At 61.3% G+C, this 26103-nt stretch carries 24 protein-coding genes; 10 read left to right on the top strand and 14 right to left on the bottom strand.

Annotation, left to right across the window (positions count from 1 at the left end; translation table 11 throughout):
* Positions 1–70 precede the first annotated feature (70 nt).
* The 3 genes from ACE1BR_RS11380 to fldB all read right to left on the bottom strand — a co-directional run bounded on the left by ACE1BR_RS11380 (position 71) and on the right by fldB (position 3530).
* A complete protein-coding gene (locus ACE1BR_RS11380) occupies positions 71–1411 on the bottom strand; it encodes a TldD/PmbA family protein (RefSeq protein ID WP_374870323.1) in 1341 nt (446 codons plus the stop codon).
* Entirely contained in the window at positions 1411–2811 is a 1401-nt protein-coding gene (locus tag ACE1BR_RS11375; RefSeq protein WP_374870321.1) for a TldD/PmbA family protein, read from the bottom strand. Before ACE1BR_RS11375 ends, ACE1BR_RS11380 begins: the two co-directional genes overlap by 1 nt.
* 200 nt (positions 2812–3011) lie before the next feature.
* Positions 3012–3530, bottom strand: coding sequence for a flavodoxin FldB (gene fldB, locus ACE1BR_RS11370; RefSeq protein ID WP_374870319.1), 519 nt, complete (start codon positions 3528–3530; stop codon positions 3012–3014).
* Positions 3531–3756: 226 nt separating this feature from the next.
* Here fldB and xerD point away from each other — a divergent pair, with 226 nt between their 5' ends.
* Positions 3757–4656 carry a site-specific tyrosine recombinase XerD gene (xerD, locus tag ACE1BR_RS11365; RefSeq protein WP_374870317.1) on the top strand — a complete coding sequence of 300 codons (900 nt, stop codon included), beginning with the start codon at positions 3757–3759 and terminating at the stop codon, positions 4654–4656.
* A gap of 71 nt (positions 4657–4727) precedes the next feature.
* Here the strand turns inward: xerD and mscL are convergent, their stop codons facing one another.
* Positions 4728–5138: a large-conductance mechanosensitive channel protein MscL gene (mscL, locus tag ACE1BR_RS11360; protein WP_374870315.1), complete on the bottom strand. Its 411-nt coding sequence runs from the start codon at positions 5136–5138 to the stop codon at positions 4728–4730.
* A gap of 317 nt (positions 5139–5455) precedes the next feature.
* Here mscL and ACE1BR_RS11355 point away from each other — a divergent pair, with 317 nt between their 5' ends.
* The 3 genes from ACE1BR_RS11355 to ACE1BR_RS11345 all read left to right on the top strand — a co-directional run bounded on the left by ACE1BR_RS11355 (position 5456) and on the right by ACE1BR_RS11345 (position 9145).
* Positions 5456–6103 (top strand): disulfide isomerase DsbC N-terminal domain-containing protein, encoded by a 648-nt coding sequence (locus tag ACE1BR_RS11355; protein WP_374870507.1) that lies wholly within the window; start codon positions 5456–5458, stop codon positions 6101–6103.
* Positions 6069–7799: a single-stranded-DNA-specific exonuclease RecJ gene (recJ, locus tag ACE1BR_RS11350; protein WP_374870313.1), complete on the top strand. Its 1731-nt coding sequence runs from the start codon at positions 6069–6071 to the stop codon at positions 7797–7799. Before ACE1BR_RS11355 ends, recJ begins: the two co-directional genes overlap by 35 nt.
* A 158-nt stretch (positions 7800–7957) precedes the next feature.
* Entirely contained in the window at positions 7958–9145 is a 1188-nt protein-coding gene (locus tag ACE1BR_RS11345) for a MerR family transcriptional regulator (protein WP_374870311.1), read from the top strand.
* A 59-nt stretch (positions 9146–9204) separates the two neighbouring features.
* On the opposite strand, the gene lnt is transcribed toward ACE1BR_RS11345, so the two are convergent.
* The 5 genes from lnt to miaB form a co-directional block, all read right to left on the bottom strand.
* Positions 9205–10749, bottom strand: coding sequence for an apolipoprotein N-acyltransferase (gene lnt / locus ACE1BR_RS11340; RefSeq protein WP_374870309.1), 1545 nt, complete (start codon positions 10747–10749; stop codon positions 9205–9207).
* Between the two features lie 148 nt (positions 10750–10897).
* Entirely contained in the window at positions 10898–11782 is an 885-nt protein-coding gene (corC, locus tag ACE1BR_RS11335; RefSeq protein ID WP_374870307.1) for a CNNM family magnesium/cobalt transport protein CorC, read from the bottom strand.
* Positions 11783–11877: 95 nt separating this feature from the next.
* Complete coding sequence (ybeY, locus tag ACE1BR_RS11330) at positions 11878–12342, bottom strand: rRNA maturation RNase YbeY (RefSeq protein WP_374870305.1); 465 nt, start codon at positions 12340–12342, stop codon at positions 11878–11880.
* Entirely contained in the window at positions 12339–13412 is a 1074-nt protein-coding gene (locus ACE1BR_RS11325) for a PhoH family protein (protein WP_374870303.1), read from the bottom strand. The genes ybeY and ACE1BR_RS11325 overlap by 4 nt, the downstream gene beginning before the upstream one ends.
* A 54-nt stretch (positions 13413–13466) precedes the next feature.
* Positions 13467–14900 (bottom strand): tRNA (N6-isopentenyl adenosine(37)-C2)-methylthiotransferase MiaB, encoded by a 1434-nt coding sequence (gene miaB / locus ACE1BR_RS11320; protein ID WP_374870301.1) that lies wholly within the window; start codon positions 14898–14900, stop codon positions 13467–13469.
* A 265-nt stretch (positions 14901–15165) separates the two neighbouring features.
* Between miaB and ACE1BR_RS11315 the strand changes: the two genes are divergently transcribed.
* The 4 genes from ACE1BR_RS11315 (at position 15166) to ACE1BR_RS11300 (ending at position 18919) form a co-directional block, all read left to right on the top strand.
* On the top strand, positions 15166–16329 hold the full coding sequence (locus ACE1BR_RS11315) for an FAD-dependent oxidoreductase (protein ID WP_374870299.1): 1164 nt from the start codon (positions 15166–15168) through the stop codon (positions 16327–16329).
* Between the two features lie 49 nt (positions 16330–16378).
* Positions 16379–16945 (top strand): isochorismatase family cysteine hydrolase, encoded by a 567-nt coding sequence (locus ACE1BR_RS11310; protein ID WP_374870297.1) that lies wholly within the window; start codon positions 16379–16381, stop codon positions 16943–16945.
* Positions 16946–17077: 132 nt separating this feature from the next.
* On the top strand, positions 17078–17782 hold the full coding sequence (locus ACE1BR_RS11305) for an excalibur calcium-binding domain-containing protein (protein ID WP_374870295.1): 705 nt from the start codon (positions 17078–17080) through the stop codon (positions 17780–17782).
* Positions 17783–17980: 198 nt separating this feature from the next.
* Positions 17981–18919 (top strand): diguanylate cyclase, encoded by a 939-nt coding sequence (locus tag ACE1BR_RS11300; RefSeq protein ID WP_374870293.1) that lies wholly within the window; start codon positions 17981–17983, stop codon positions 18917–18919.
* 92 nt (positions 18920–19011) lie between these two features.
* Here the strand turns inward: ACE1BR_RS11300 and ACE1BR_RS11295 are convergent, their stop codons facing one another.
* The gene (locus ACE1BR_RS11295) at positions 19012–19920 is read right to left on the bottom strand and encodes a LysR substrate-binding domain-containing protein (protein ID WP_374870291.1); all 909 of its coding nucleotides are present in this window, start codon (positions 19918–19920) and stop codon (positions 19012–19014) included.
* Positions 19921–20035: 115 nt separating this feature from the next.
* On the opposite strand from ACE1BR_RS11295, the gene ACE1BR_RS11290 reads away from it, so the two are divergent.
* Together ACE1BR_RS11290 and ACE1BR_RS11285 are read left to right on the top strand one after the other, a co-directional pair.
* Positions 20036–20281, top strand: a complete 246-nt coding sequence (locus tag ACE1BR_RS11290) for a hypothetical protein (protein WP_124241847.1) — start codon at positions 20036–20038, stop codon at positions 20279–20281.
* 8 nt (positions 20282–20289) lie between these two features.
* Entirely contained in the window at positions 20290–20976 is a 687-nt protein-coding gene (locus ACE1BR_RS11285; protein WP_374870505.1) for an HAD-IA family hydrolase, read from the top strand.
* A gap of 113 nt (positions 20977–21089) precedes the next feature.
* On the opposite strand, the gene ACE1BR_RS11280 is transcribed toward ACE1BR_RS11285, so the two are convergent.
* The 4 genes from ACE1BR_RS11280 to ACE1BR_RS11265 all read right to left on the bottom strand — a co-directional run bounded on the left by ACE1BR_RS11280 (position 21090) and on the right by ACE1BR_RS11265 (position 26031).
* On the bottom strand, positions 21090–21692 hold the full coding sequence (locus ACE1BR_RS11280) for a nitroreductase family protein (protein WP_374870289.1): 603 nt from the start codon (positions 21690–21692) through the stop codon (positions 21090–21092).
* A gap of 190 nt (positions 21693–21882) precedes the next feature.
* Positions 21883–23244, bottom strand: coding sequence for a C4-dicarboxylate transporter DcuC (dcuC, locus tag ACE1BR_RS11275; protein WP_213392843.1), 1362 nt, complete (start codon positions 23242–23244; stop codon positions 21883–21885).
* A gap of 53 nt (positions 23245–23297) precedes the next feature.
* Positions 23298–24251, bottom strand: coding sequence for a ribonucleoside hydrolase RihC (rihC, locus tag ACE1BR_RS11270; RefSeq protein WP_374870286.1), 954 nt, complete (start codon positions 24249–24251; stop codon positions 23298–23300).
* On the bottom strand, positions 24232–26031 hold the full coding sequence (locus tag ACE1BR_RS11265) for an adenine deaminase (RefSeq protein ID WP_374870284.1): 1800 nt from the start codon (positions 26029–26031) through the stop codon (positions 24232–24234). Before ACE1BR_RS11265 ends, rihC begins: the two co-directional genes overlap by 20 nt.
* Between the last annotated feature and the right edge of the window lie 72 nt (positions 26032–26103).

Raw genomic sequence — 26103 nt, 5'->3', positions numbered from 1 at the left:
GCTGGGCAAGAGATGAAAAAACGGCGCCCCGGGCCAGGAGCTGACCCGGGGCGCCGTCCGTCAGGCAGGATTACTTGCCCGCAACACTGAGACCGCCAAAACGGATCTGCGGGGCGTAGAAACCCTTGCCATCGTTGTGGTGCAGGGTATCCCCGACTGCTTCCAGCTCGCCCAGCAGGCGATAGAAGTTGCCCGCCACCGTGATGCCGCGTACCGGCTGCAGGCGAACCCCATCGCGACAGAGAAACCCGGACGCGCCAAAGGAGAAGTCGCCGCTGACTGCATCGGCACCGGAGTGCAGACCGTCCAGCTTGACCAGCTCCAGATAGTCGCCGCTCTGCACCTCCGCTTCGCTGTGGGGGCCTGCGCCAAAGACCAGATGGCGAGCGGTGACATCGAGGGCGCTGCGGGCACCGCGGGCGGCCGAGCCGTTGCTGGCGACACCAAAGTGGCGGGCGGTAGCACTGTTGTGGAGCAGGGTTTTCAGCTCCCCCTCGCCAATCAGCAGCAGATCCGAGCTGGCAGCCCCCTCGCCATCAAACGCCTTGATATTCATGCCGCCCGGCATGTAGACCCGGCTTTCCAGAGTGAGCCAGCGGGAGGCGACGCTCTGCCCCACCTTGTCCCGCCATGGGTTGATCCCTTGTTGGGCCCACTTGCCCGACAGCACACCCTGAAAGCAGCCAAACAGGCTGGCGAAACAGTTGGTGCTGAAGATGACGCTGTAGCGGCCACCCGGCACCGCCTCGCCCGGCAGCAGATCGCTGGCGACGGCATAGATCTGGTTGATGAGCAACTGGCTATCCAGCTCGTCGAAGCGACGGCCATACTGCCCCTGCGAGTGCATCGACTGGCGGCCATCCCGTTCGACCAGTGCCGAGGTGTAGCAGCCGACGCTGAACTCGCCGTGCTGGCAGAGGGTGCCCTGACTGTTGGCGAGCCAGAGCTGGCTCTCCCCTTCGAAGAAGCTGTTGTAGGGGGCGCCGCTCACATCGGGCATCGCCAGCATGTCAGACTCCAGGCGCAGGGCCAGGGCGATCTTCTCCTCTACCGGCGTGGTATCGGGCTGGTTGATCTCGGCGCAATCTGTGGTGATCCGGCTATTGGCCACCGAGATGCGCTGATCCGCATCCACCTTGGCAACGCGGCTGGCATCGAGCGCATCCTGCAGCATGGCATCGAGCGCCAGCTCATCGAGGGATTCCGAGTAGGCGATGCCGACCCGACCCTCTTTTATCAGGCGAATGCCGAGCTGCTGACTGCTGGTCACCTTGTATTCACCGAGCTCCCCCTTGTCGGCCTTGAGGGAGAAGGCTTTCTCCTGATTGGCGATGATGTCCGCTTCGGCGTTGAGATCGGCCACCTTGTCCAGCAGGCGAGTGAGCAGTTGGTTCATGTCGATGGCGCTCATCAGGCGTTCCCTCCCACCAGAATATTGTCCACTTTAAGGGCCGGTTGGCCGACTGAAGTCGGCACCGAGCCCGATACCGAGCCGCACATACCGGCGGCCAGCGCCAGATTGCTGCCGACCATGGAGATCTCTTTCAGCACCTGCGGGCCGGTGCCGATCAGGGTGGCCGACTTGAGCGGCTTGGTGATCTTGCCATGCTCGATGAGGTAGGCCTCCTGCACGTTGAAGTTGAACTCGCCGGTGCCGGGCTGTACCGAGCCACCCCCCATCTTCTTGGCGTAGATACCGTGTTCGACGGTGGCCAGCATATCGTCGAGGCTGTGGTTGCCCGGTTCGATATAGGTGTTGCGCATGCGCGAGGTGGGGGCGTACTTGTACGATTCACGCCGACCCGAGCCGGTGCGTGCGTAGCCCGTTTTGAGAGCCCCCATTCTGTCCACCAGAAAACCGGTCAGCACGCCATTCTTGATGAGCTGGGTATGCTGGGTCGCCATCCCCTCGTCATCGACGTTGATGGAGCCCCAGACGTTGCTCTGCAGGCCTTCATCCACCGCATTGACCACCGGATTGGCGATAAGCTGGCCCATCTTGTCGTGGAAGACCGACGCCTTCTTGGCCACCGAGGTGGTCTCCAGCAGGTGGCCGCACGCCTCGTGGAAGATGACGCCGCCAAAGCCGTTCTCCATGATGACCGGCAGGGTGCCGCTCGGGCAGGGGGCTGCCCCCAGCTTCACCAGCGCCTGACGAGTGGCGGTGAGCGCCAGCTCGCGCGGGTCGATGCGCTCGGCATGTTCCCAGCCCATCAGGGCGCCCGGTGCTTCGTAGCCGACGCTCTGCTCGCTCCCTTCCCGGGCGATGGTCTGGGCCATGATGCGGTTGTAGTGGCGACGATCGGCTACCTGCAACCCTTCGCTGTTGAAGATCTCCACCTCCTGCTCCCAGCCCAGCACGTTGCCGGAGAACTGGCTCACCTTGCTGCTCTCGGCGCGGGCTACCGCATCCATGGCGTGCAGATAGGCGATCTTCTGCTCCAGCAGCTTGTCGGCCGACAGGGGCAGGGCGACCGGGTTGCGGTCGGTCAGACGAGTGAAATCAAAGGCGGTCGCGGTCACCACCGGATCGCGGCGGTCTTTGGCCGCCAGCAGGGTGACGATGCGCAGCAGCTCGTCGCGGCTGACCAGATTGGTGTAGCCGTAGAGCACCTTGTGGCCATAGCAGAGGCGCACGCCGATGCCGAAATCGAGGCCACCACTGATGTTCTCTATCTGGCTGGAGAGCAGGCTGAGCTGGCTGCGGCGCTTGCGCTCGACAAACAGCTCGGCGAAATCGGCACCCAGTGCCAGCGCGTGATCGAGCACGTCGCGGGCGATGGCGGGGGCCAACAGGGAGAATAGAGTCATAGAATATCCTTTTCTGGTCTGTCTGTTTGCTTCCGACCCCGACGTTGATTGTTATGGGGGGTCGGTTTCATTGTTGCAGACCTGCACGCAAAAGTCGCTACAGTGTCACACGATGATACTGATTGAGAAAATCGGTGCGATAACTGCGCCCGGCGGCCATTGCATAGGGCAATTAGCCGCCTTGAGAAGGAGGTGCCGGTTCAGAGCAGGGCGTGGATTTCACTCAGGATCTGTTCGACCCACTGCTCGATGCGGGAGTCGGTTTGGTCATACTGGTTGGCATCGTCCAGCGCCAGTCCGACAAAGTGGCGGCCATCGTCGATCAGTGCCTTGGATGCATCGAACTCGTAGCCTTCATTGGGCCAGTAGCCCACCAGCTTGACCCCTTTGGGGACCAGCTGATCGTGCAGCATGCCGAGAGCATCCTGGAACCATTCGCCATAACCGAGCTGATCGCCGAGGCCAAACAGGGCAATGATGCGTCCCCCCAGCTCGAGTCCGTCGATATCTTCCCAGCGGGATTCCCAATCTTCCTGCAGCTCGCCGAAATCCCAGGTAGAGATGCCGAGGATCAGGATTTCGTAATCCTCCATCCGGCGCAGGGAGACATCCTTGATATTGTGGATATCCACCAGATCCTGGCCGATGAGGGTGCGGATCTTCTCGGCAGCCATCTCGGTGTAACAGGTGGTAGAACCGTAAAACAGGCCAATCTTCATCGCTCTTCTCTCTGTTGGCGCTTTCTCGCTTGCCTTTGGCGCGGTCTCGCTTGCTCGTGTGGACGACGCCATGTGGGCACCACGATGGGTGACGTAAGGGAAGGGGCCAGTCTAGCAGATTGCCAATCGACCTTCACCGCCCGGCAGAGGGATGGGCAAAAGTGCCTTGTGTTGCCAATGAGTTAGCGCGTTACAATGGGTTATCGACCCCTGATTGCAATACACCATGAGCAAGCCTGATAACCATCCCCTGATTGAACCCTTCCTCGACGCCCTCTGGCTGGAGCGGGGGCTCTCTGACAACACGGTCAGCTCCTATCGCACCGATCTGGTGAAATTCGCCCTCTGGCTCGATGAGCAGGGCAGCTCCCTGCTGCTGGCGGGGATGGATGATATTCAGCACTACCTCGCCTGGCGGGTTGATCAGCAGTTTGCGGCGAGCAGCACCGCCCGTTTTCTCTCGGCCCTGCGCCGCTTTTATCAGTATCTCAACCGCGAGAAGCTGCGCAGCGACGATCCCACCGTGCTGCTGGAGGGGCCCAAGCTGCCCAAGAAGCTCCCTTCCGACTTGAGCGAAGCGGAAGTGGAAGCGCTGCTGACTGCCCCGCTAGTGGATGACCCGCTGGAGCTGCGGGACAAGGCGATGCTGGAGCTGCTCTACGCCACCGGGCTGCGGGTCTCCGAGCTGGTGGGGCTGACCGCCGAGCATGTCAGTTTGCGCCAGGGTCTGGTGCGGGTGGTCGGCAAGGGCAACAAGGAGCGGCTGGTGCCGATGGGGGAGGAGGCGATGCACTGGCTGGAGCGCTACTACCGTGAGGCGCGCACGCTGCTGCTCGGTGGCACCAGCTCGGATGTGGTGTTCCCTTCCAAGCGGGCGCAGATGATGACCCGCCAGACTTTCTGGCACCGCATTAAGCTCTACGCGCAGCGGGCCGGGATTAACTGCGAGCTATCCCCCCATACCTTGCGCCACGCCTTTGCCACTCATCTGCTCAACCACGGCGCCGACCTGCGGGTGGTGCAGATGCTGCTGGGTCACGCGGATCTCTCCACTACCCAGATCTACACCCATGTGGCCAACGAGCGACTCAAGGCGCTGCACGGTGAGCACCACCCCAGAGCCTGAGTGTCGGGCCTCCCACAACAAAAAACCGCCAGCAGGCGGTTTTTTTGGCATTACACGACAGGAGGTGGCGTTTATTTCCCCTGCTGGGATTTCAGCAGGTCGCGGATCTCGGTCAGCAGCTCCTGATCCCTGGTCGGGCCTACCGGCGCTGCGGCTTCCTCTTCCTGCTTCTTCTTGAGGGTATTGATGGCCTTCAGCCCCATGAAGATGGCGAAGGAGATGATCAGAAAATCGATGATGGTCTGGATGAACTTGCCGTAGGCGATAACTACAGCCGGGGCGGAGCCTTCGGCAGCCTTGAGGGTGACCGCCAGATCGCTGAAGTCCACCCCGCCCAGGATCAGACCGATTGGCGGCATGATCACGTCACCGACGAAGGAGGAGACAATCTTGCCAAAGGCGGCACCAATGATGATACCGACTGCCATGTCGATCACGTTGCCTCGCGATGCAAAGGCCTTGAACTCTTGAATCAGACTCATTTCTTCCTCCGAAATTAAACAAGATTGTGCACAGGCCACCCACTGCGGGCAGGGGGATCCCTTATCAGGAAAACGGAGGCGAGGCCGCGTTACTCCTGTTGTCATGACTAGCTTGCTGGGGCGGTTCCCTTTTGGCAATCGGCATGCCTGCTTTTTTTGGTACGGCGTGATATTAATTTTTTGCTAAGTAACAGATTGAATAACACACTATGCTGCTGTACTTTGCTGGGTCCATTCATTCATACCACGTGAGTAAACCAGTGAAGTATTTACTACTGGGAATGATGCTGCTGTGCACATTTGCTGCCAGAGCGGGGATGGATCCCCAAGCCTTGAAAACAGCCATTTCTACCCGGCTGGGGATACCCGTTTATATGGTGGATCAGACACCTATTGCGGGCCTGTATATGCTGGGCACCTCCAAAGGGGTACTCTATAGCGATGCCAAAGGGGACTATGTGTTGCAGGGGGTCATGCTGGATATGACCCGAGACATGAAGAACCTGACTATCTCCGGCATGCGAAGCCAGCGCCGACTGGGGTTGTCTCAGGTTGCCCATACTCCCCGGGTACTCAAGGCCAGGAACGAACGCCACCGGGTTGCCCTATTTATCGGTGAACAGGACGCTGCGCGCCGCCAACTGCCAAGCACGCTGCAACATCTGCAGGCTTCCGGGGTGAGCATCGAGATTTATCCCGTCATTGACCATGCGGAGCGGGCTGCCGATTGGTGCAGTGATCCCCTGTTGCAAAATGATCCCTTCAAAGCTTATTTGCCTCAAAAGGAATGTAGTGAGACCCTTATTCAAAATATTGGCCTGAGCCAATGGTTGGGGGTCAAGGTACTGCCTGCCTGGGTCTCCTCTGACGGGGATCTGGTGCGCGGGTATCAGAGCCCTGAACAGCTGCTCAAGATACTGGATCTCATTGATGCCCCTGCAAATCCGTCGTCGTCCGCGAGTTGATGATTCTCATCTGCCCGCCACCCTGCATCCGCTGCTTCGCCAAATCTTCGCCAGCCGTGGCGTAGAAGATCCCGTCCTGCTCGAGCGCAGCGCCAGCCAGCTGCTGCCACCCCAGCAGTTGTTTGGCATGGCGCAGGCGGTGCCGCTGCTGGCGGATGCGCTGATGACACAAAAGCGGATCCTCATTGTCGGTGATTTCGACTGCGATGGTGCCACCAGCTCTGCCTTGTGCGTGCTGGCCCTGCGCGCCATGGGCGGTCGCCATATCGATTTTCTGGTGCCCAACCGCTTCGAGTTCGGGTATGGCCTTACTCCCGAGATTGTCGAGCTGGCGGTGGCCCGCGGTGCCGAGTTTCTGATCACGGTGGATAACGGCATCTCCAGCATCGCCGGGGTGGCGGCGGCCAAGGCGGCCGGCATGCAGGTACTGGTTACCGATCACCATTTGCCGGGCCAGGAGTTGCCTGACGCCGATGCGATAGTTAATCCCAACCAGCATGGCTGCGATTTCCCCTCCAAGTCGCTGGCCGGGGTGGGAGTGGCCTTCTACTTGATGGCGGCCCTCAACACCCATTTGCGCCAGCTCGGCTGGTATGAGCAACAGGGGCTGCGTGCCCCCAACGTGGCCGATTACCTCGATCTGGTGGCTCTTGGCACCGTGGCCGACGTGGTGGCGCTCGATGGCAACAACCGCATTTTGGTGCATCAGGGCTTGCAGCGGATCCGGGCTGGCCGTTGCCGTCCCGGCATCCAGGCGTTGGTGGATGTTTCCGGCCGCGATGGTCGCCGTCTCACCGCTGCCGATCTCGGTTTTGCGCTGGGGCCGCGTCTCAATGCGGTGGGTCGCCTCGATGACATGTCGCTTGGGGTCGCCTGTCTGCTGAGCGATGATCTCAATCTGGCGCGCCAGCTCGCTTCCGAGATGGATAGCCTCAATCAGGAGCGCAAGGAGATCGAGCAGGGGATGCAGCAGGAGGCGCTCGCCACCCTGGAGCAGATCCGTTTTCGCGATGGCGAGGTGCCCTCCGGCATCGTGCTGCACCGCAACGAGTGGCATCAGGGAGTGGTGGGGCTGGTGGCTTCCAAGGTGAAGGAGAAGTATTACCGCCCGGTTATCGCCTTTGCCGAGAGCAGCGAGACCGAGCTCAAGGGCTCCGGTCGCTCTATCCCCGGTGTGCACCTGCGCGATGCGCTGGAACTGCTCGACACCCGTCACCCCGGCCTGATGGGCAAGTTTGGCGGCCACGCCATGGCGGCGGGGCTGACCCTGCCCAAGGCCAATATCGAGGCGTTCGGTCGGGCTTTCGAGGCAGTCATCAGTGAACTGGTGACCCCTGAGCTGTTGACCGGGGTGCTGCTCACCGATGGCGAGCTGCTATCGGACGAGCTCAATCTCGAGCTGGCGGAACTGATCCGCGCCTCCGGCCCCTGGGGTCAGGCCTTCCCCGAACCGCTGTTTGACGGCGAATTCGTGCTGGTTCAGCAGCGGCTGGTGGGGGAGAAGCACCTCAAGATGATGCTGACTACCGATTCCGGTCACGCGGTGGATGCCATCGCCTTTGGCGTCGATCTCAAGCGCTGGCCGGATGCCTCGGTGAAACGGGTGCGGCTGGTCTACCGGCTCGATGTCAACGAGTGGCGCGGCAACCGCAGCGTGCAGCTGCTGGTGGAGCATCTGGAAGCCGCCGGTCTCTAGTCTGGTTGAGACGCTGACTGTGCTGATGACAACGGCCACCCTCGTGTGGCCGTTTTTGTTGGCAGATCTCTGGAAAAGGGCGTTGACCCGTCTATAGCTTCACAGTTTAAGCTCGTCCCTATCGGGTCACCTGAGGGCCCGCACCGTGAGTGATTGCCATGAAAATATCCGAACTGGCCCGCCGCTGCGGCCTCGCCCGCTCCACCCTGCTCTATTACGAGAAGCTGGGGGTAATTGCCGGTACCCGGGCCGCTAACGGCTATCGCCACTATGACGAGGGGGATCTGCAGCGACTGCAGATGGTGCAGGCCCTGCAGGCAGGTGGTCTCAGCCTCAAGCAGTGCCTCGCCTGTCTGGCGGGCGAGATAGATCAGGCGGCATTGCAGGCCCGGGTCAGGGAGCTGGATGAGGAGCTGGCGCGGATGCAGCTCGCCCGGGATCTGCTGGCGGATCTGGCAGGGCTGCACCCGCGCTCCGGTGAGGAATTCAAAGCCTGGCAGCTGCAACTGCAGCGCGAGGCACCGGAGGCCTACTTCGCGTGGGTGATGAAACAGGGTTTTAGCGAGAAAGATCGCTACCACATGCAATGGTTGAGCAAAGACATGAATGAACATGAGCGTTACATCAAGGACTTTATCCAGCTGCTGGATGGCATGAGTTACTGGGGGCCGGGGGATCGCGCTTTCACCCAGCAGCAGTTTGCCGCCTTGCCCATCCGGCCGCGCCGGATCCTCGACATGGGCTGCGGGCGCGGTGCTTCGACCATGGCGCTGGCTCAGGTGACCGATGCCGCCATTGTGGCCATCGATCTGGAAGAGGAGGCGCTGGCCTCCGTGGTGCACTCCGCCCGTGCAGCGGGCTTTGAGCATGTCTCCACCCTCTGCGCCAACATGGCGGCACTGCCGGACGATCTGGCCCCGGCCGACCTCATTTGGGCAGAGGGGAGCGCTTACGTGATGGGGGTTACCAATGCGCTGAAGGCGTGGCGTCCGCTGCTCGCGAGCCCGCAGGCTTGTATCGTGCTCAGTGATGCGGTCTGGCTGACCGATCACCCGCCCGAGGAGGCATTGGCATTCTGGCAGCAGGATTATCCCGCCATGCAGACGCTGACTGGCCTGCTTGAGACGGTACAAGCGGCAGGCTACCGCTGCCTGTCACACACTCCTTTGCCGATGAGCGCCTGGAACAACTATCTGGACCCCATTGAGGTCAATCTGGTGCGCTACCGAGACGAGCTGGGGGAGAGTGCCGCCTGGCAGGACTTGAGCCGGGAAGTGGCCATCCACCGCCGATATCTGGGCAGTTACGGCTATGTGATCTGCTGTCTGCAAAAAGATGCAGGATAAATTGTGGAAAAAAACGAGGCGCCTGTGGGCGCCTCGTTGATTTAGGGGGGGCGGGGGCGTTACAGCTCGCGAGCCCAGGGGTGAGCCTTGGGGCGCAGCGCCAGGGCCAGACCCAGCAGCAGGACGGTCAGACCGTAGAGGGGCCAGCTGCCAAAGCGCATGTAGGGGGTCTCACCGTGGGCGGGACGCACTTCGCTGCGCAGCACGCCCGCTTCAAACTGCGGGATCTGGCCGATGATGCTGCCATCGATCTCGGTGACGATGGTGATGCCGGTGTTGGTGTCGCGCAGCAGCGGACGAGCCAGCTCCAGCGCGCGCATCCGGGCGATCTCCATATGTTGCCAGGGGCCGATGCTGGTGCCGAACCAGGCGTCGTTGGAGACGGTCAGCAGGAAGTCGGTATCGGTATTGACGTTGCGGCGCACCTCTTCCGGGAAGATGATCTCGTAGCAGATGGCGGCAGCGAACTTGAGCCCCTTGGCGATCAGGTTCGGTTGCACCTCGTCACCCCGGCTGAAGGAGGACATCGGCAGGTTGAAGAAGGGGGCGATGGGACGCAGCAGATCTTCAAACGGCACGAACTCGCCAACAGGCAGCAGGTGGTACTTGTTGTAGCGGTTGGGGTGGCTGTAGAAGTAGGACTCCTTGCCATCCGCATCTTGCACTCCCATGCCGAGCACGGTGTTGTAGAAGCGCTGTTGCTGTTCGTCGAAGTGGATGATCCCGGCCAGCAGGCCGGTATCGTTTACCTTCATCGCCTTGTCGAGGTTCTCCAGATAGGGAACCATCGCCTTCTCGATAGCCGGGATTGCCGACTCCGGCCAGACGATGATGTCGGCATCCTGATTCTCGCGGCTCAAGTCCTGATAGGTGCGCACCGTGGGGGTCAGCGCTTCCGGATCCCACTTGAGAGACTGTTCGATATTACCCTGTACCAGCGCCACCTTGACCGGCTCGCCACGGGTAACCCAGTTGAGTTGCATCAGGCCGTGGGCGCTGGCAACCAGCAGAGCGGGCACCGCCAGCCAGAGTGGGGAGCGGGATTTCCACACCAGCCAGATGGCGGAGGTACCGAGCAGCAGCGCCAGCGTGATGCCCTGTACCCCGAGAATCGGGGCAAAGCCCTTGAGGGGGCCATCAATTTGGCTGTAGCCAAACCAGAGCCAGGGGAAGCCGGTCATCACCCAGCCGCGCAGCCAGTCAGCGACCAACCACAGGGCCGGGAAGGCGAGCAGCCAGCGGCTCCAGTGACGGCCGCCAAAGAAGCGGGCAAAGGCCCAGCAGGCCAGCGTCGGGTAGAGCGCCAGATAGGCGGAGAGCCCCGCCAGCAGCACGAAGGCGACCGGCAGCGGAATGCCGCCAAACTCGGTCATGCTGATGTGGATCCACCACAGCCCCGGCAAGAACAGTCCCATGGCGTAGCCAAAGCCGCGCCAGGCAGCCTGTTTCGGCGCGGCCTTGTCCAGCAGCGCATAGAGGCCGAGCAGGGAGGGGATCACCAGCGGCCAGTAGCCGAAGGGGGAAAACGCAAAAACGGCGATGGCACCGGCAGCCAGAGCACTGATGCTTAACAGAATTTTTGATGTAGTGGGGGATGATTTCACGGGCGATTGTGCTCGTCTTGGTCGGCAATTGGGGTCGAATGGTCGCTATCTTAACCTGTAAGAGGGGCAACGGCGAGCCTCGATGCCGGTCGCAGAGAGCACAACGCCCCGAGGTCGGGGCGTTGTTTCAAACAGCGAGCGGATTTGCTTACTGCGGTTCGGATTGCGCCGCCGCGTGGTGTTCGGGGATCTTCACCTGCAACTGTTGCAGGCGGCGTCGGTCGGCATGCATCACCTTGAACAGGTAGCCGTCCAGCTCGATCTCCTCGCCCTTCTTGGGCAGGTGGCTGAAGGCGTGCATCACCAGACCGCCCACCGTATCCACCTCTTCGTCGCTGAATTTGGTGCCGAAGAAGTCGTTGAAATCCTCGATCTCGGTCAGGGCGCTGATGGAGAAGACCCGCTTGCTGAGGCGGCGGATCTCGTCCGGCTCATCCTCGATGTCGTCAAACTCGTCGTCAATCTCGCCAACGATCAGCTCCAGTATGTCTTCGATGGTCACCAGACCGGAGACGCCACCAAACTCGTCGACCACGATGGCCATGTGGTAGCGCTCTTCACGGAACTCCTTGAGCAGACGGTCAACCCGTTTGCTTTCGGGGACGATCACCGTGGGGCGCAAGATTTTCTCGAGCTGTAGCGGCTCGCTGGCGTGATGGCCGCCAAACCCGAACGGGAGCAGATCCTTGGCGAGCAGAATGCCCTCCACATGATCCTTGTCCTCGTTGATCACCGGGAAGCGGGAGTGGCCGGACGCGATAATCACCGGCAGGATCTCGTCGATCGGCTGGGATTTTTCGATGGTCACCATCTGGGAGCGGGGGATCATGATATCGCGGACGCGAAGATCGGCGATCTCCAGCACCCCCTCGATCATGTCCTTGGTGTCCTGATCGATGAGGTCTCGCTCTTCGGCATCGGCTATCACATCTACCAAATCATTGCGGTCTTTTGGCTCGCCCTGGAAGAGTTGGCTGAGTTTGTCGAGCCAGGTTTTCTTCGGCGAGCCGGTACTAGGGTGATCGTCGGTCATTTTTTCTCTTGGTTACTCGCTTAAACACACTTGAACTTGTTCGGGTTATATAAGGATGGTCATCTGCTGTTTCAAGTCGATGACCGTCCGGCGTTTTACTCTTCGTCGTTCAGATAGGGATCGGCAAAGCCCATTTCCTGCATGATGTCGCGCTCAAGCGCTTCCATCTCTTCGGCTTCCTCATCCTCGATATGGTCATAACCTAGCAGATGCAGACTGCCGTGCACAACCATGTGGGCCCAGTGGGCCATGAGGGGCTTGCTCTGCTCTTGTGCTTCGTGCTCCACCACCTGACGGCAGATCACCAGATCGCCGAGCAGCGGCAGCTCCAGACCGGGCGGCGCCTCGAACGGGAAGGAGAGCACGTTGGTGGGCTTGTCCTTGCCGCGATAGGTGAGGTTGAGCTCGTTGCTCTCCGCCTCGTCGACGATACGCACCGTCACTTCAGCATCTTGCTGGAAGCCGAGAATGGTGCCGTCGAGCCAGCTTTGCAGCTGGGTTTCGGTGGGCAGGCCGTCGGTGCTGGCGCTGGCCAGTTGCAGATCCAGGGTTACGCTCATTGCTCGCTCTCTTTGCTGGTGCTCTCTTTGCCGGTACTTTCCTTACCGGTATAAGGGGCTGCTTTTTCAGCCGCCTGTTTGGCATCGAATGCCTCGTAAGCCTGCACGATGCGGGCCACAACAGGGTGGCGGACCACGTCTTTGGACTCGAAGAAGTTGAACGACAGACCATCGACCCCTTGCAGCACTTCCAGCGCATGGCGCAGGCCGGATTTGGCATTGCGCGGCAGGTCTACCTGGGTGATGTCACCGGTCACCACCGCTTTGGAGTTGAAGCCGATCCGGGTCAGGAACATCTTCATCTGCTCGGTGGTGGTGTTCTGGGCCTCATCGAGAATGATGAAGGCATCGTTCAAGGTGCGGCCGCGCATGTAGGCGAGCGGCGCCACTTCGATGATGTTGCGCTCCATCAGTTTCTCGACCCGCTCAAAGCCCAGCATTTCGAACAGGGCGTCGTAGAGCGGACGCAGGTAAGGATCCACCTTCTGGGAGAGATCGCCGGGCAGGAAGCCCAGCTTCTCGCCCGCTTCCACCGCCGGACGGGTCAGCAGAATGCGGCGAATTTCTTGACGCTCAAGGGCATCCACAGCCGCTGCGACCGCCAGATAGGTCTTGCCGGTACCGGCAGGGCCGATGCCGAAGCAGATATCGTGGCGCACGATATTGGCGATGTACTGGGCCTGATTGGGGCTGCGTGGTTTGATGAGACCGCGCTTGGTCTTGACCGTCACCTCCTTGCCATAGGGGATGCTCGGTGCCGGTTCGTCATCCTGCTCCAGCACCCGCGACTCCGAAATGGCCAGATGGACCATATCGGGGGTGATGTCGGTCACCTTGCCACCCTTGAGCGGCTGGGTTTCCACATAGAGGTGTTTGAGGATGACGGCGGTGGCATCCAGCTGGGCCGGTTTGCCCACCAGCTGGAAGTGGCTGTCACGGTAGCTGATCTCGACGCCGAGGCGGCGCTCCAGCTGCTTGATGTTGTCATCGAAGGGGCCGCACAGGCTGGCAAGGCGCTGGTTGTCGGCAGGCTCCAGATGCAGATTCAGGGTCGAGATGTGTCGGCTCAAAATATCCTCGTCTCAAGGCGCTCCCCATCCGTCGGGCGAATGGGGAGGGGGAGATTAATGGGGAGTGAAAGCGGCCACGCCCAGCTCGTCTGGCACATTGTCGGGACGACGGGCCAGGATCTCGCTCGGGGCGGTGGCGATGCGCAGGTTCATCTCGTTCTCGCCGCGGATGAACTTGCCGCGCAGGGAGTTGGGGCGAACCTCGGTGATCTCCACATCGGCAAAGCCGCCGATCAGGGTGTGCTGCCCTTCGAAGTTGACCACCCGGTTGTTCTCGGTGCGGCCACACAGCTGCATCGGGTCGAGCTTGGAGGGCCCTTCCACCAGAATGCGCTGGGTGGTGCCCAGCATGGCGCGGCCAATCTGCATCGCCTGATTGTTGATGACGTGCTGCAGGCGGGCCAGTCGGGCTTTCTTCACTTCCATGTCGACATCGTCAGGCATGTCGGCAGCCGGGGTGCCCGGGCGCGGACTGAAGACGAAGCTGTAGCTCATGTCAAAGTTGATCTCTTCGATCAGCTTCATGGTCGCTTCAAAGTCTTCGTCTGTTTCGTTCGGGAAACCCACGATGAAGTCGGAGCTGATGGTGATGTCGGGACGGGCGGCACGCAGGCGACGGATCTTGGATTTGTACTCCAGGATGGTGTGCGGGCGCTTCATCATGGTCAGGATCCGGTCCGAGCCGCTCTGCACCGGCAGGTGCAGGAAGCTGACCACTTCCGGGGTGTCTTTGTAGACCTCGATGATGTCGTCGGTGAACTCGATCGGGTGGCTGGTGGTGTAGCGAATGCGATCGATACCGTCGATGGCGGCCACCAGGCGCAGTAGCTCGGCGAAGGTGCAGATACCGTCATCAAAGGTCGGGCCGCGCCAGGCGTTGACGTTCTGACCGAGCAGGTTCACTTCGCGCACGCCCTGTTGGGCGAGCTGGGCGATTTCGTAGAGCACGTCGTCCAGCGGCCGGCTCACCTCTTCACCGCGGGTGTAGGGCACCACGCAGTAAGTACAGTATTTGGAGCAGCCTTCCATGATGGAGACGAACGCGGTAGCCCCTTCGGCGCGCGGTTCGGGCAGGCTGTCGAATTTTTCGATCTCGGGGAAGGCGATATCAACCTGGGCACCGTGGCCCTCTTGCACTTCCTTGATCATGGCGGGCAGGCGATGCAGGGTCTGCGGGCCGAACACGATATCCACATAGGGAGCGCGTTGACGAATGGCATCACCTTCCTGGGAGGCGACGCAGCCACCTACGCCGATCACCAGACCAGGCTTGTTGGCCTTGAGCTTTTTCCAGCGACCCAGCTGGTGGAACACCTTCTCCTGCGCTTTTTCGCGGATGGAGCAGGTATTCAGCAGCAAGACATCTGCCTCTTCGGGCTCCTCGGTGAGTGTGTAGCCATTGCTGGCATCCAACAGGTCGGCCATTTTGGACGAGTCATACTCGTTCATCTGGCAACCCCAGGTTTTAATGTGAAGTTTCTTGCTCATTGCTTCTCTTGACTTGTTTTGAAATCGGCGTGGTCAAAGGACCGCGCATTTTACTCCGCAATCGGCATACTGCCTAGCTAATATCCAGCTGGCAATGGTGCGCTACCGCTGTGAGCCCTGAGCTGGGTGGATAACCTTTCTCCTTGATTTGACGCAGCAATTCCCCATTTGCCTCACTGTTTATCAGCCGCCCTTGCGCTATCATGCAGCCATTCGGTTCACGTCCTGGCGCAGTCGCCGGACGCACCCTTTCAGGAATGATTTTATGGAACAGTGTGATATCGCCATCGTCGGCGCCGGCATGGTGGGCGCCGCGACCGCCTGCCTGCTGGCGGCCCAGGGCCTCTCGGTGCGGGTCATCGAGACGCAACTGCCTGAGCATTACGCGCCAGAGCAGCCGCTGGATCTGCGGGTCTCCGCCATCAGTCAGGCCTCGGTGGCGTTGCTGGAGCAAGCCGGTGCCTGGCACCATCTGCAGCAGATGCGGCTCTGCCCCTACCGCCGACTGGAGACCTGGGAGCTGGACGGTTTTGCCACCCGCTTCAGCGCCGCCGACCTCGGCCTGCCCCAGCTCGGCTACATCATCGAGAACCGGCTGGTACAGCTCGCCCTGCTCAAGCGGATGGAGGATTTCCCCACTATCCAGACCCACACTCCCGCGGCGGTGACGAGCTTGCGCCAGAGTGCGGATGACGCTGTGTTGACCCTGGACGACGGCACCGAAATTGCCGCTCGCTGGGTGCTGGCCTGTGACGGTGCCGAATCCCATACCCGCAAGCTGGCCGGTATCGGTGTATCGCGTTTTGAGTACCGCCAGCACTGCATGCTGATCAATATCGACACCGACTTTGCGCAGGAAGATATCACCTGGCAGCAGTTTACCCCGAGCGGCCCGCGCGCCTTCCTGCCGCTGCCCGGCCAGCACGGCTCTCTGGTGTGGTATGACAGCCCGGCCCGGATCCGGGCGTTGGCCGCCATGAGCAACGAGGGGCTCGCCGCCGAAGTGCGCCGTCACTTCCCGCGCCGCCTCGGCGGTTTTACCGTCACCGGCAAGGGGAGCTTCCCGCTGGTGCGCCGCCACGCCAACGATTACCACGCCGGTCGGGTGGTGTTGCTCGGTGATGCCGCCCACACCATCAACCCGCTGGCGGGGCAGGGGGTCAACCTCGGCTTCAAGGATGTGGCCTGCTGGGTCGATCTGCTGCAAGGGGCTGGCGCTGACTGGCATCAGCTGGCGTTGGCCGATCGTTACGAGCGTCGTCGCCGCCCCGACAACCTGCTGATGCAGTCGGGGATGGATCTCTTCTACGGGGTGTTCAGCAACGAGATTGGCCCCCTCAAGCTAGCCCGCAATCTGGCCCTCAATCTGGCTGACAAGGCGGGCCCGCTCAAAGAGATGGCGCTGCGTTATGCTTTGGGGCTGGTTTGACAGGCGGCAGCCAGATAGATAGGGCTGAATTTGCGAAGGAGCAAAGGTGATGAACAAGGCACTGCTGGTGATCGATTTTATCAACGATATTGCCCATCCGGACGGGCGCATCGCCGCTTCGGCGGCCCATGTGCTGGAGCAGGATGCCATTGGCCACGCCAATCAGGCGCTGGCCCATGCCCGCACCCACGGTTGGCTGGTAGTGCTGATCAAGGTCGGTTTCGACAGTCGTTATCAGCTGCAACCCAAGGGCTCCCCCATGTTTGGACGCGCTCACCAGCTGGGTGCGCTCTCTCTGAGTGACAGTGGCACTGATTTTCACCCGGAGTTGGATGTGCAACCCGGCGATCTGGTGCTGGCCAAGCCCAGAGTGAGCCCCTTCTATGGCACGGCGCTGGAGCCTGCACTGCGGGCCAACCACATCGACCACCTCTATCTGTGCGGAGTGAGCACCAGCTGGGCCATTCAGGCGGCGGCGCGGGATGGTCATGACCGGGACTACGCCATCACCATTCTGGAGGATGCCTGCGCCGCCGCCGATGCCACCGAGCACCACACCTCGCTGCGGATGCTGGGTCGCATCGCCGAAATCATCAAGGTTGCCCAGCTGGCCTGAAGCCCACCGCAGGCTGCGCCCGATCACCGTTTTGAGATTTAATCTGCGGCCCCCTGTCGGGCCGCAGTGCTTTTGGGCAACATGATGGTTGGGCAAGAGAGTGCTCACATGGATAACAACAGGGATGGACAGATGCGTTATCAAGGACGGATCGCGAGTTGGAACGAGGCGCGCGGCTTCGGGTTTATTACGCCGGAGCAACATGGCGATGAGCAGGCATCTCATGGCGTGCGTGGTGGGCTGTTTGTGCATATCACTGCGCTGCAATCTGATGGCCGCTTGCCCGAGCCGGGAGAGCGGGTCACTTATCTGATCGGCAGTGGTCAGGATGGCAAGCCGCGGGCGCTGCAGGTTTTTTTCCCCGATCGCCCGCTCACGTTAGCTGATGCAGGGCCGTCGGCCGCGTCATTTTCTGCATCATCATCAGCAGCAAGGTCAGCAACACCATCGGCAACTCCATCATGGCGGGCGGCAAGCCAGCCGCCACGACCCACCGCGACCAGAGAGCGACGTAACCCCTATCGGCGCCGCAAGAGCAGTTGGCGCGGCAAACTTATTCCCCTGCTGGTGCTCGCCGGTCTCTTTTCCATCTATTCACGCTTCTCGGCCGAGTCGATGGCGCCCTTGCCGATCTCCTCTTTCAATCAGGAAGAGGCCAGCGCTACGGTTAGCACGCCACAGGCAACGACATTTATTCGCCAGTGTGATGGTCGGGAGTATTGCTCCCAGATGACCTCCTGCGAGGAGGCAACCTGGTTCTTGCAAAACTGCCCGAATACCAAAATGGACGGAGAGGGGGATGGCATCCCCTGTGAAAATCAGTGGTGTGGTCATTAATCTGACTTTATATACTTGATTTATAGTGAAAAATTCCATTTTTATCCGGCATGTTGAAATGGTTTGCAGCCTTGCCGGATGAGCCTGTTTAAGTCTTTTGGGTTCACTTGGATAAGTGGCGTTTAGGTGCTTTACTCTATTAACTGACTTGATTGTTAATAGGTGGCTCCGAGCCACTTTTTTTACAGGATATTCCCCATGACTGGTGATCCGAAAGGCGCAAACGACCGCTTCGGCGAACATGCGCAATCTCTGGCAGCCTTGTTGAACTCACTGGAAGATCAGATCTCGGTGATAGACCGGAATGGGGTGATCCATTACACCAATCTCGCCTGGGATCTGTTTGCCGAACAAAATGGCATGCCCAAGGGATATAACTGGCTCGGGGTCAATTACATGGGGGCTTGCAACGGCGAAGCAGAGCCCTCAGCGGTGGCGGCCGTGGAGGGGATCCTGCGGGTTATCCGTCACCAGCAGGATAAGTTCTATCTGGAGTACCCCTGTCACAGTCCGGATACCCAGCGCTGGTTTATGATGCGGGTCGCACCGGTGCCTGGCCTTGATGCCGAGTTTTTTTCCGTCGCTCATATCAATATCACCGAGCGCAAGTTGCTGGAGCTGGAGGTGGCCAACCTCTCTTTGCACGATCCCCTGACCGGACTGGCCAATCGACGGCTGTTCAACAGCTTTCTGCATAACGAGTGGCGGCGCAGCATGCGCGAGCAGACCCCACTCTCCCTCATCATGCTGGATCTCGATAACTTCAAGGCGTGCAATGACCATCTTGGCCATCAGATGGGGGATGGCTCCCTTCAGCTGGTGGGCCATTTGCTGCAATCTTTCTGCCAGCGTCCGGCCGATCTTCCCTGCCGCTTTGGCGGTGACGAGTTTGCCTTGATCCTTGGCAATACCGACCGGGATGCGGCCCAGCGGATTGGCGAGGAGATCCGCCAGGCCATCAACGATCTCGACATCGTGGTGGCGGATAATATTCACCTCAGCGCCAGTATTGGCATTGCCACCTATACGGCAGAGCATCCGCTGGAGGGAGAGGTAGCGTTGCTGGCTGCCGCTGATGCGGCGCTCTATAGCGCCAAGGGGGCGGGCAAAAACCGCAGCCACTGTGCCAACTGTTGATCCGAATTGCCGCTCTGGTTTTGCATGCGCCCCCTTGCTGGGGGCGCACTGTTTTGGCTGGGCACAGTGTTAGCAACCCATAGCCGTTGCAATCAGCGCTCGGGCGTGGCCGAGATAGGCGTGGGGTGAGTGGCGACCACCAGCTTGACGAAGTTGTCGCGAATGGGGTCGGCAAACAGGGGATTCCATACCAGACTGACCTCCCACTCGGAATTGGGGCCAAAGAGGGGATAGAGGGTCACATCGGGACCGGCAATAAAGCTGACGCTGCGCGGCAGGATGGCGTTGCCGATCCCGGCGGCCACCAGCGCTACCAGGGTCTGGATATCTTCGGCCTCCTGGATCATCCCGGTCAGCCGGTTGGCGCCGAGAAAACCGGCGATCTGCTGGCTGAGACCGGGGCAGCGGTGGCCCACCATCTGCAGTAGCGGCTGGCTGGTCAACGCCTGCTGGACATCAAACGATGCCGGATCAGGCAAGGTCATCCGGGTTGGCACCGCCAGAACCAGCCGATCAATCAGCAACCTGTGCTCGCGCAGTTGCGGCAGCTGTGGGCGGCGCATAAAGCCAAGCTGGAGCTGGCCGGAGAGCAGCTGCTCCTGCTGGATGGCGGAGGGCATGTCCTGCAGATGCACCATCACATCGGGCACCTGCTGTTTGAAGCGGGCGACCAGCGAGGGGGCCAGCGCAAAGCTCGACAGACCAAAGCCAATCTTGAGCTGACCGGCAATCCCGCTCGCTACTGCCAGGGCATGCCTCTCGAACTCCCGCCCGTGCTCGACCAGCGCACTCGCCTGGGTAAGCAACTGGGCACCGACGGCGGTCAGTTCGGCGCCGTGGCGGCCGCGATTGAACAGGGTGCTGCCGAGGGTCTGCTCCAATCCCTGGATCTGTTTGGTGAGGGCTGGCTGGGTAATGAAGAGGCGGTTGGCCGCTTCCCGGTAGTTGGCGGTCTCTGCCAGCATCACGAACGCCTGCAGTTGTTTGAGGTCGAATTTCATTCCGTTTGATTATCGAAAGTGGCTATTTGCTCATTATAAATTATCTAAACGCCCTGTTCTAATGGCGCTGAAAGGGGAGCCGAGCCCCCTCCGATCTGGAACAAGGAGTCATATCATGTCTACCCAACGCTATCTCTTTTTGATCAAGGGCACCCTGGTGCTGGCCCAGCCGCTGGCCGCGCCTGAAACGGGGGAGCTGCTCGCCAGCCTGCTGCAACAGGGTTTTGTGGTCGGCCCGCTGCAGGTGTGGGCTGGCAGCGCCGAACAGGCGTTGGCCTGTTATGAGCGTGCCGCCCAGCAGCAGGCTTTTGCCGATGCGCTGCAGGGGGTTCAGCCAGAGCTGGCGGGAGTCTCTGCATGAGTAGCGGCATGATTACCGGCATGAGTAGTGAACCGAGCGTTTGTATGGGCGGTACAAAAACCGTGGCGGTCGCCGCCCTGCTGCTCGATATGGATGGCACCCTGGTCTGCTCGACCGACGATGTGGAGAAGGTATGGCGGATCTGGTGTCGTGAACATCAGCTCGATCCCGAGCCGGTGCTGGCGATGTGCCACGGTATGCGCTCGCGGGAGGTGATCCGGGCGCTGGCCCTGCAATTGGATGTGGAACGGGAGGCGGCGCGGCTCGACGAGCTGGAGATGCTGCATACCGGCGGCGATGCCATCGCCGGATGTGACGAGCAGTTGCGCTGCTTGCCGCCACAGCGCTGGGCCATCGTGACCTCCGCCAGTGAGCGGGTTGCCCGTCACCGCCTGCATTGTGCCGGTTTGCCGCTGCCCGCCTTGCTGGTGGGGGCCGAAGCTGTGGTCAATGGCAAACCCGACCCCGAGCCCTATCTGCTCGGTGCTGCACGGCTTGGCGTCTCGCCCGCTCGTTGTCTGGTGTTCGAGGATGCGTCAGCCGGTATCGAGAGCGCCTTGCGCGCAGGCTGTACCGTGGTACAAGTGGGGGGCGATGCGCCGCTCAATCCGGCGGTGGTGGCGGTGATCCGCGACTGGCGCGAGGTGAAGGTGGAACTTGGAGAGACGTCCCTGCTGGTGACGCTGCCCGCCTGAGCGGCGCAGAGAGCGCGTTGCGGCCACATATTGCGGTATGAACCATCGCCATCCGCACCCTATGTCGCAATAAAAACGCCCCCGAACTGCGGGGGCGTTTTGCTATCTGACTGTTATTTGAAGACGCGGAAACGGGTGGCGTCGTCGATAAAGGTCTTGTCGCCAGCAGCTTGCTTGATGCTGCCAAAGGGCATCTGGGCGCGCAGCAGCCAGCTGGCGGGCAGGTTCCACTCCTTGCGAACCGCCTCGTCGATGAGCGGATTGTAGTGCTGCAGGGAGGCGCCGACCTTCTCCTGCGCCAGCGTCGTCCAGACCGCAAACTGGGCGATACCGGTGGCATGTTCCGACCAGATGGGGAAGTTGTCGGCATAGAGGGCGAATTTTTGCTGCAGATCCTTGATGACGTCGGTGTCCTCGAAGAACAGCACTGTGCCAAAACCTGCGCGGAAGCTGCCATCCACCTTGGCTTCACTCTGGGCATAGGCTTCCGGCGGCACGATTTTTTTCAGTTCGGCTTTGACGATATCCCACAGCTTGTGGTGCTGGGCGCCAAACAGAATAACGGCGCGGGAGCTCTGGGAGTTGAAGGAGGAGGGGCTGTGCTTGATGGCATCCTGGATCAGGGCCGTCAGCTGCTCCGGCGTATGGGACACCTGGTCACCCAGGGCATAGATGGTGCGACGTGCTTTGATCTGCTCGATAAACGGACTGCTCATAACATCTCCTTTGTTTGCCTGATAGTCATCTTCGGCGCTGGCAGCAAGGCCATCCGGCTCCAATCGCTCAAGTTATAGACTATACCACCCGATTATCTTCCGGTCGTTTACATGCAGTGGGTTCACTTTCAACCGTGGGTAAAAAACCGTCTGCAGGCGACCTGATTGATCGCCTGCAGAGGGGGCTGGTTTAGCTGAACAGCAGGTAGGAGAGGGTCATGCAGCAGATGATGCCCGAGATGATGGGCACCGAGGTGCGCTTGATGATCTCGATGGGGTTGCTGCCGGTGATCGAGGCGATGACGATGATCACCGCGGCGACCGGCGACATGGAGCGGATCAGGTTGGCAGTGAGCTGCATCGGCAGGGCCACCGCGACGCTGTTGACCCCGACCTTCTCGGTGATCTCGGGAATGATGTTGATAAAGGAGTAGAAGACTGCCAGCCCGCTGCCGCTGATAAAGCCGATCAGCGCCGCCGTGCCGGAGAAGAAGAACATCAGGATCGAGCCGACGCCGTCGATGTGCTTCACGCTCTCCACCAGGGTATCGATGATGCCGATGGCTTTCAGCCCCTCCACCAGCATGCTGGCCGCCACGATGAGTGAGACCACCTGAGCCAGACCCGTGCCCATGCCGGTAAAGAAGATGGCGAACTCCTTGCTGGTCTCCTTGATATTGCCTTTGCGCAGCAGCTCCACCCCTATGGTGAGCAGCAGGCAGACGAAGGTGATCTCCACCAGCCCGAGGGAGATGTGGGTGAAGCAGATGCCGAACAGCAGCACCAGCACCAGTGGCAGCACCGGAAAGAGGCCGTAGTAGGCGGGTGGCAGTCCGGTCGGCACGGCGAGCGATTCTTCTTTTTCTTCCAGTCCGCCACGCGCCTGCTGCCGCTTGTCCATCGCCTTCTGCCAGAAGTAGTGCACCACCGCCATCAACGCCAGCGTCGGCAGCGAGATGGGGGCGTGGTAGGAGACGATGTACTCCACCAGCGGGATCCCCAGCTTCTGGGCTGCCAGCACGTTATCGGCCCCGAGCGGGCTGGGCATGATGGTGGCAGTGGTGGCGATGACGGCCCCGGCGGTGAGGGAGGACATGTTCGACGCCTTGAGCACCGGATAGAGGGTCGCCATCAGCAGCACCGCCAGACTGGCTGCGCTCGGCACCACCAAGGAGAGCAGGTTGCCCAGGAGGAAAATCACCGGTACCAGCAGGTAGGGGGAGCGGATGCGGCTCAGGGGGCGGGTCAGCAGCATGACGGTGACGTCGTTGGCGCCGATGTGGCTCATGTAGCTGGAGAAGCCGAACAGCACCATGATGGTGAGGCCGACATTGCCCATCTGGCTGATGAAGATCTTCTTGATCTGGACGAAGGGGTCAAGCCAGCTGAGGCCACTGCTCTCGGCTACAGGCAGCAGCGGGTGGCCCAGTCCGACGGCGGCGAACATCAACAGCAGGCCTGCCGCGAACAGCACTATCTTGGCATCGTAGTTTTTGGCGATGAGATAGCCGCAGATGACCAGGATCAGGGTGCTGACAATTATTTCCAGCATGTTCCAACACTCTCTTCTTGATGTGAATGGGCCAGCGAGCTGGCGGTTCGGGATCAGATGGCGCGGGCAAGGGTCTCCATGCACCAGGCCCTGAACCCGGGCACGTCGATATCGAGGCACACCTCGGCGTTGGGCGCTCGCTTGAGCCGGTTGTTGATATCCACCGAGGTGGTGCCCAGGGTGTGTTCACCCCGGGTCTCGATGGCTACATGGCAGGCCCGGGTGATAAAGAGGTCGGGGCGCACCAGATAGGCAATGGCGCAGAGATCGTGCATCTTGAGCCCGGTCTGCATGCTGCCGCCACGATAGTGGCCGAACAGGGCGTGGAGCATGGCGCCGGTGCGATTGAGGGCGGGCAGCGCCGCAATCATCTCGCCGGTCAGGGTGGCCCGGCTGGTGACATCCAGCCCGCACATCACGATGGGCAGGCCGCTGCTGAAGACGATGTGGGCCGCCTCCGGATCCACGTAGATATTGAACTCGGCATTTGGGGTGTGGTTGCCCCGACCGGCCGAGCCGCCCATCAGCACGATCCGCGCGATCTTCTCCCGACACTCGGGGTGCAGGGTGAGCAGCAGGGCGATATTGGTCAGCGGCCCGATGGGCACCAGCGTCATGGGCTGTTCGCTGGCGAGCAGATTAGCCTTCATGGCTTCGACGGCATGCTCCGGCAGCGGCTGTTGCCCGGGCTCAGCAAACTCGTAACCATCGAGGCCGGAGTGGCCGTGGATGTGGCTGGCATTGTCGAGGGGGCGCACGAGGGGCTGGCTGGCCCCCTGCGCCACTGGCACCTCCTTGTCGAAAAAGTGCAGCAGGCGCAGGGCGTTGCGGGTGGTCTTGCTGACATCAACGTTGCCGGCGACCGTGGTGATGAGCGCCAGCTCGATCCCGGGATGAAACAGGGCGGCGGCTATGGCAACGGCATCATCGATGCCGGGGTCGGTATCCAGAATAATGACGACAGGGTTCACGCTGTTCTCCTCGGTGTTAATCGGCTTGGCTGGCATCGTGGGGCCAGCAGCAGATGAAGGGGTCGACAATCTCGCGGGTCAGACCGTCGGTGAGGCCGAGATCGGTCAGATGGGGCCCCGCATTGCAGGCAAGACAGGTTCCTTCGATGGCCTTGAAGACCCGGTAGGGGGGCTCCCACTCCACCACCTTGCCGCTCACTTCGCGCAGGGTGTGGAAGCTGGCGGCCAGCTCGCTGACTGGCAGGTCGGAGAGCATACCCGCGATGGGCATGGCGACGTGGGCCAGCACCTTACCCTGCTGGACGACCGCCATGCCGCCCCCGCTGGCGATCAGGGTGTTGGCAGCCAGCATCATCTCTTGCGGGTCGCGCCCCAGTACCACCAGATTGTGGGAGTCGTGGGAGTAGCTGGTGGCGATGGCCCCTTGCAGCTCGCCCCACCCCTCCAGCAGCGCCAGCCGGGTGCCTGCCTGATGGCGGCCGTGACGGTGTTGCACCGAGATGAGGCTAAATCCCGCTGGCACGATCACCTGACCATCCCGAACCTCAACCTCGGTTTCACTCCACTGGGTGAAGCGAGCCCCCTTGATGGTTTTGAATCGGGCCCGCCCTGCAGCCAGCCCGGGCACCCGGATGACAAAGTCCTCCAGCGTGCGCAGGGGGATCTGCATGGTATCGCGCGGTGCCAGACAACCAGCGACAGGCTCGGAGGGCGTGAGAATGGCGCCATGGCGGGCGACCCGCTGGCCGCCGCTGTAGACCCAGATCGGATTGAGATCGGTGAGGTTGTCGAACACCACCAGATCGGCGTTGCGGCCAGCGGCAACCAGCCCCAGATCGTTGCGCTGCAGACGGATGGCGGCATTGAGGGTGGCCATTCGCAGCACGTCGGGCACCGCCAGCCCCAGCTTTGCCAGCAGTTTGACCAGCGCAATCATGCCCCCCTTCTCCAGCAGCATGTCGGGCGGCACATCGTCGGTACAGAGAGTGATTTGGGAGGAGAGGTGGGGCAGCTGTTTCAGCGTCGCGACGATCTCCGGCAGCAGATAGGGGTGGGAGCCGCGCAGCTGCAGGGTGAGGCCAGCCCGCAGCTTCTCCAGCGCATCGGCAGCCGAGGTGAGTTCGTGATCAGAGCTGACTCCGGCGGCCAGATAGGCTTGCAGCCGGTGACCACTGAGGCCCCTAGCGTGTCCCTCAATCAGGGCATTGCGCTGCAAACCGGCGTGCAGAATGCCGGTCATTCGCTCGCTGCCGCCCAGCACCCCCTGCATGTCCATCACTTCGGCGATGCCCGCCACCTCCGGCCACTCCAGCATGGTGGCCATCTCGGGGCCATGGAAGTCGGCGCCCGACATCTCGAGGCCCGGCGTCGAGGGGACACTGGAGGGGGCGGCGCAGATGACCCGCAGCGGCAGATTGCGGCTGGCGTCGATGGCGTAGCGCACCCCCGCCAGTCCGAGCACATTGGCCAGCTCGTGGGGATCCCAGAAGATGGTGGTGGTGCCCTGCGCGACCACCACATCGGCGTAGCGCTCCGGCGTCAGGTGGGAGCTCTCCACATGGACATGGCTGTCGATCAGACCGGGCGAGAGATAGGCGCCAGCCAGATCGTGGGTCTCGCGCGCCTGCTGGAAGGTGCCGATCGGATGAACGCTGGCGATCAGCGGGCCGACCAGCCCCACGTCGGCGGGGCGGATCTCGCCGGTCACCATGTCGATCAGGTTGGCATTGGTCAGCAGCAGATCGAAGGGCGCTTCGCCGAGGGCAGCCTGTACGGCGCGGCGGCGCAATTCAAGGGAAGCATCTTGTTCACACATGGGCAGAGGGGGCCTGACAAGGGGAATAATGGGCACACTTTAGGGAGGGGATTGGCCCGTGCATAGCGCAAA

Source organism: Aeromonas sp. MdU4, from assembly GCF_041929505.1.
GTDB lineage: Bacteria > Pseudomonadota > Gammaproteobacteria > Enterobacterales > Aeromonadaceae > Aeromonas.
Note: the sequence above shows the minus strand (reverse complement) of the source record. Positions and strands in the feature narration are given on the sequence as shown.

Bases quoted from the DNA above. Each gene is read 5' to 3' on its own strand.
- ACE1BR_RS11380 (WP_374870323.1), bottom strand. From the start codon at position 1,411: ATGAGCGCCATCGACATGAACCAACTGCTCACTCGCCTGCTGGACAAG.
- ACE1BR_RS11375 (WP_374870321.1), bottom strand. From the start codon at position 2,811: ATGACTCTATTCTCCCTGTTGGCCCCCGCCATCGCCCGCGACGTGCTC.
- fldB (WP_374870319.1), bottom strand. From the start codon at position 3,530: ATGAAGATTGGCCTGTTTTACGGTTCTACCACCTGTTACACCGAGATG.
- xerD (WP_374870317.1), top strand. From the start codon at position 3,757: ATGAGCAAGCCTGATAACCATCCCCTGATTGAACCCTTCCTCGACGCC.
- mscL (WP_374870315.1), bottom strand. From the start codon at position 5,138: ATGAGTCTGATTCAAGAGTTCAAGGCCTTTGCATCGCGAGGCAACGTG.
- ACE1BR_RS11355 (WP_374870507.1), top strand. From the start codon at position 5,456: ATGGATCCCCAAGCCTTGAAAACAGCCATTTCTACCCGGCTGGGGATA.
- recJ (WP_374870313.1), top strand. From the start codon at position 6,069: ATGCCCCTGCAAATCCGTCGTCGTCCGCGAGTTGATGATTCTCATCTG.
- ACE1BR_RS11345 (WP_374870311.1), top strand. From the start codon at position 7,958: ATGAAAATATCCGAACTGGCCCGCCGCTGCGGCCTCGCCCGCTCCACC.
- corC (WP_374870307.1), bottom strand. From the start codon at position 11,782: ATGACCGACGATCACCCTAGTACCGGCTCGCCGAAGAAAACCTGGCTC.
- ybeY (WP_374870305.1), bottom strand. From the start codon at position 12,342: ATGAGCGTAACCCTGGATCTGCAACTGGCCAGCGCCAGCACCGACGGC.
- miaB (WP_374870301.1), bottom strand. From the start codon at position 14,900: ATGAGCAAGAAACTTCACATTAAAACCTGGGGTTGCCAGATGAACGAG.
- ACE1BR_RS11315 (WP_374870299.1), top strand. From the start codon at position 15,166: ATGGAACAGTGTGATATCGCCATCGTCGGCGCCGGCATGGTGGGCGCC.
- ACE1BR_RS11310 (WP_374870297.1), top strand. From the start codon at position 16,379: ATGAACAAGGCACTGCTGGTGATCGATTTTATCAACGATATTGCCCAT.
- ACE1BR_RS11305 (WP_374870295.1), top strand. From the start codon at position 17,078: ATGCGTTATCAAGGACGGATCGCGAGTTGGAACGAGGCGCGCGGCTTC.
- ACE1BR_RS11300 (WP_374870293.1), top strand. From the start codon at position 17,981: ATGACTGGTGATCCGAAAGGCGCAAACGACCGCTTCGGCGAACATGCG.
- ACE1BR_RS11295 (WP_374870291.1), bottom strand. From the start codon at position 19,920: ATGAAATTCGACCTCAAACAACTGCAGGCGTTCGTGATGCTGGCAGAG.
- ACE1BR_RS11290 (WP_124241847.1), top strand. From the start codon at position 20,036: ATGTCTACCCAACGCTATCTCTTTTTGATCAAGGGCACCCTGGTGCTG.
- ACE1BR_RS11285 (WP_374870505.1), top strand. From the start codon at position 20,290: ATGATTACCGGCATGAGTAGTGAACCGAGCGTTTGTATGGGCGGTACA.
- ACE1BR_RS11280 (WP_374870289.1), bottom strand. From the start codon at position 21,692: ATGAGCAGTCCGTTTATCGAGCAGATCAAAGCACGTCGCACCATCTAT.
- dcuC (WP_213392843.1), bottom strand. From the start codon at position 23,244: ATGCTGGAAATAATTGTCAGCACCCTGATCCTGGTCATCTGCGGCTAT.
- rihC (WP_374870286.1), bottom strand. From the start codon at position 24,251: ATGCCAGCCAAGCCGATTAACACCGAGGAGAACAGCGTGAACCCTGTC.
- ACE1BR_RS11265 (WP_374870284.1), bottom strand. From the start codon at position 26,031: ATGTGTGAACAAGATGCTTCCCTTGAATTGCGCCGCCGCGCCGTACAG.